Below are 4,959 nucleotides of genomic sequence, written 5' to 3' on the forward strand. Positions count from 1 at the left end.
TTTACTCTGCTGTACCACCTTCGGCAGTAAGGACTTTGTTTTGTTTCGCAAACTCATCCAATGATACCTAGCCTTATATGAAGTTCGTGTTCCTCAGACCGGAGGTTTGCCGCTTGCTTCCTTCAGATTCCACGTCACCGTGAACACCCTTGCATTATGCTAACCACTACTACTGCCTTCATGGTTCGGGACTTTCACCCTATAGATTACACCCATGCCGGGCGCACGAAAAAGGTTGCCGCAGCAACCCTTTGTTAAACTAACGCACCCATTAGTTTAAGTGAATTACTTCACAATAATGAACGATTTACAAATGAAGAAAGTAGTTCCACTTCAAATTGAAGATCCGATAGTAAATTTAGTGATTATAGATTAAAAGAGGGCTATCGAGACTTTCTCGATAGCCTTTCAGCGATTATCATGGTTTCATTGGTTGCTTGTTTGTTTTTTCTTTACTCCCACCAATGCTTCATTTCACTGAATCTAACGTCCCATAGTTTAGCGTTCCCGGAAACGATAATCGTAATTTCGTTTTCTTTATAATAAAATGGTATCTCTACAAATTCTGCCCCAAATTCTGACCCTTTATTATATTGTTCATTGTACTGAGCTCTTACTTTTCCATCTGCCAGTATAGTGACTTCTCCCTTGAAATCACCATTGTCTGGAATGCCATAATAAAAATAGAGTATGACATCTTTCTTGTTCCCCAAGATGTAAGTGTATGATTTGCTTTTATCCCCTTCACTGTTATACACATTCATTTTTGGTTCTATTTTCTTGCCTGCTACGGTGATACTTGGAAGATTTTCAGTCATAGGCATGGTTCCATTCATTTCTTTCACATCGTGTAATGCTTGAATCGGGCTTTCTCTTGTCGCTACAACATAATTGATAGTTTCCGAGACCACGATTACCCCAACTAGAAGAACACCAATAGATAGAGCCGAAGCAAAAAGCTTTTTATAAGAAATTTTTGAAGAAAATCCAACTCTATAGGCGATAAAACCTATCGTTGCACCTAATGTATTGGATATAACATCATCTACATCAAAGCTGCCAAGATAAGTTAAAGCCTGCAGCGATTCCAAAACGAGAATCGTTAAGACAAACAAGGATATGAACTTCCCAAAACTGGAACGATACAACAGAGGAATTACTACTCCAAAAGGGATAAAAGCAGCAATGTTTCCAAATTGGTATAACCATGAAAAAGTTGGTTCTGGAAATCGAAGTGGAACGTTTTCCGGAACAAGCATAAATACATATTCATAATCGCCGGTTGCATGATCTAATCTATTAAAAGCAAAGAACATAAAATATAAAATTAAAATTGTATATAAAATGGTTCCTGTAATGATGAGTTTCCGTAATTTTATTTCCATAATGTCTCCTTTGATTAATCATATATTTATCCATTATTGTATTCTTTTACTAACAACGATGAACAAATCCTATAAACAACTCCTATTGTTCCTGATGATATCCAGTGTATGTACTAAGTAGTTCATACAGCTTATAGATGTACTATACCCATAATACACAAAACGTGTCAATATGTTAGAACAAATTCTTGTTTAAATAGTTACACTTTTAGTATGCAAATAAAGATCTCCACTAACCTGCCCCTATAGTTCCATAAGAAAAAGGCTGCCGCAGCAACCCCTGTTAATGAACTAAAGCACCTGTTAGTTCATGAAGGATTAATATAGAGTTGACACAAACTTCGAAATTATGAAACCTAATTTAATTTAGTATATTTTTATACTAGACTCTTTTATTTTTTTTAAGACTTAAAACCTCCTATTGAGATTTTTTATTATTTAATCTCCCATAAATATAAATAAATAACCCTAATAAAAATGTAAGTACTGCTATTGAAACTAAAAATATTTTCATAACAAGAAGTAAAATAGAAATACCCATTAAAATTTGTCCAACAAAAGTAATATATTTTTTCATATTATGTATCACCTTTCTTTGTATATATTAGTTCCATAAGAAAAAGAAGAACTAACCTGCCCCGTTAGCTCATTAAGAAAAAAGCTACCGTATTGGTAGCTCCCGATCCAGAACTAAAACACCAGTTAGCTTAACAACTATAAAAATTCCGGCAAATTCTTTATATACATTTCTAATGTATCTGTTTGTTCTACCAAAACGCTAATTGTCTTGGGATGTGGCTTTACATATATGACTGGATAATCTTTTTCATCAAATTTTTCTTGAGTAGTATAAGCTAATTTTTCTTTATCAATTGAAAATTGGGCATCAATTCCTGCTTTATTACCACGAGCATCTATTCTAATCCATTTATTTAATGTTTTAAGAAAAATTGCATTTAATGCGTGAATACAATAACCTTTTTCTGGAGTATCAAATAACATTAATCTTTGATAACAAAAACCAGTAGGTATTCCCTGAGAACGCAGTAACGAAGCTAATAAATTTGATTTTGCATAGCAAATCCCTTCTTTATATTTAAGTACCTCAGATGCTTCACAAGTAACTTTTGAACTTTGAATGTCCCACGAATGAAAAATTTTGTCTCTTACAAATCCAAAAGCCACTTTAGCCTTATCAATTTCGGACTGCTCATCATTAAATAATTCAGTAACAGTTTCCTTAATTAATGGATGAGAAAAATTGACTACATCTATTTCTTCTAAATAGTCATCAAAATTTGTTGACTCAGCTATTAGTTCCATTAATTTCATTCCCCATTCAACTGTATTTTTTACATAATTATACACAAAAATTAATTTTTATACAAAAAGATTGTTTTACATCTTCAACTATCCTGCCCCGTTAGTTCCCTAAGGAAAGCGAACCTTATTCAAGAATCGCGCCCTTAATGGAAGATCGTTCAACATTATTAAGGACCTTCTAGCTACTTACATAAGATATTGCAGAAAAGCATCCTAGAAAGCTTAAGAGAAATTTTCATCTCATACCGTCTTTTGGGTTCCATGAACACTGTGCCCACCCTTATATTCCCAACAGTGTATATATCAATTCAGAATTTCAAATTATTAAACGATTGATCTAGCAATTCTAAATCCGATATCATCTATATAAAAATCAGGCATACTCTTTCGACGACAAGTAGCTCCACATCCACGTTCTTCTTCTGCCCAACTTCCTCCACGAATTATTCTGTAATTACCAAATGTCTCTTCATCGTATAAGTCCCAGCACCACTCCCAAATATTCCCGATCATGTCATATAAGCCCCAATCATTAGGCTTTTTCTTACCAACTTCGTGAACTCGTTCGTTAGAATTATCTTTATACCAAGCGATTTCATCAATTTCACCATACCGATATCCTTTTGATTTTGCCTTACATGCATATTGCCATTCAGCATCTGTCGGTAATCGGAAACCATTAGTATTATAATTGCAAATAACTGATTTACTTTCATTATTAAAATCATAAAACTTGCCATAACCCAATGTATCAGATAATAAATTACAAAAATTCACTGCATCTATCCATGAAACATTAACAACTGGTTTTCGAGCCTCAGTTGTTGTTAAAAATTTCTCCCCCATAATAATCGCATAAAGTTCTTCTGTCACCGTATATTTGGCAAGATAAAATGGCTTAATTTCAACATTCCTAATAACTTCCTTTAAATTTTTTCTAATACCCGGCATTCCAAATTTATAGTTTGAACTAATCCATTTTTGCTCGTTTCGAAAATCTCGTAGGCTGATTTCTCCTTCAGGAATATACACCATTAAATCTTTTAAGTAGTCATTTAAGTTAGCTAACATTGTCCTCTCCTAGGTCTTGAATTAATGTTATTAGAAACAAATTTCATATTAAGACATATTTTGAGAATTATTGTTTAAGTATTTCTTCGCAATTCCATACCAATATTAACATAAATATCCAGTTTTGTTTGGAAGTCTATTCAAGAATATGGCCCAATACACGAAAAAAGACGCGTTCTTAAATAAACGCGCCCGATTGCTAAAGATAGGATGATTAATCTAAATTAGATGGGTTTTTCAAATAAGAACTAAGTATGTAACCACAATCTGAACAATAGTAAGAAATAATCTTGGAAGGTTTATTCCTTAAATTATCATAGGAAAACATTTGAACAAATTTAAATCCGTTTCCAAGAGCTCCTTTCTTAATATTGTTTGAGTTACATTTAGGGCATTAGTCGTCGTTCATTCTCTTCTACACACTCCTCGTTTGGATAATATTACTAATTAATACGGTACCACATTAATTTACTTTTTTACTATTCTTAAGGAGTATTAATGTTTACCGCACAGTTCGACTAAACTGTGTAACTAATTAAACTAACTGCCCTGTTAGCCCATAAGAAAAAAAGCTGTCGAAGCAACTCCCTTATTGAAGTAATGCACCCGTTAGTTAAATACATCTCTTCACAAAATAAAAAAGGTTGCTGAAGCAACCTCCCTTATTGATGTAAAGCACGCGTTAGCTTAACGATCAATTTAATGATATGAATTATTTACCTTGTTCCTTTTTCCAAGCGAAAACCCAGCAGCTAATAAAGATACTGTCGCTAAACTAACTCCAATAATCATAGAATAGTCGAAAAAATTTTTAAGTGCCATACCACTAGAAATAGCTACAATAAACAAAAGTAAAAAGAAAACCGTATAATTCTTTTTCATAATTCCTCACCATCCTTTATCCATATTACCAAAAAAAGCAAATGAATTGTTGAACTAGTCGAGTAGAAAGGAGCCTTCCTACCTTACGGTAAATTGTACTCCTCCCCCTCACAGAACCGTGCTTGCGCTATTAACGCACACGGCTCCTCCTAGTCATCGTTTACAGAATGTAGCTAATCTCTTTGCTTAGTTCATAGATATTCACTTTGATTCTTGGTGAAGGCAGTGGATATTTACGGAGAAAGAGATTAAATTTATCCCATGTAAAGGACTTTCTTTGGCTTCTTCTGTTTAGCCA

General features: G+C 33.6%; 5 protein-coding genes. All 5 read right to left on the reverse strand.

Translation table 11 applies throughout. From position 1 onward, the window contains the following. Window positions 1–452: 452 nt before the first annotated feature. Window positions 453–1,385, reverse strand: a complete 933-nt coding sequence (locus AC1DVK_RS26345) for a VanZ family protein (protein WP_477627766.1) — start codon at window positions 1,383–1,385, stop codon at window positions 453–455. Between the two features lie 418 nt (window positions 1,386–1,803). Further along, a complete protein-coding gene (locus AC1DVK_RS26350; RefSeq protein WP_477627767.1) occupies window positions 1,804–1,962 on the reverse strand; it encodes a hypothetical protein in 159 nt (52 codons plus the stop codon). Window positions 1,963–2,099: 137 nt separating this feature from the next. Next, complete coding sequence (locus AC1DVK_RS26355; protein ID WP_477627768.1) at window positions 2,100–2,708, reverse strand: transglutaminase-like domain-containing protein; 609 nt, start codon at window positions 2,706–2,708, stop codon at window positions 2,100–2,102. Between the two features lie 324 nt (window positions 2,709–3,032). Next, window positions 3,033–3,779 (reverse strand): formylglycine-generating enzyme family protein, encoded by a 747-nt coding sequence (locus tag AC1DVK_RS26360; protein WP_410864090.1) that lies wholly within the window; start codon window positions 3,777–3,779, stop codon window positions 3,033–3,035. A 699-nt stretch (window positions 3,780–4,478) separates the two neighbouring features. Then, entirely contained in the window at window positions 4,479–4,661 is a 183-nt protein-coding gene (locus AC1DVK_RS26365) for a hypothetical protein (protein ID WP_089362780.1), read from the reverse strand. Window positions 4,662–4,959 lie beyond the last annotated feature (298 nt).

It is taken from the genome of Peribacillus sp. P4_B1 (genome assembly GCF_056402395.1).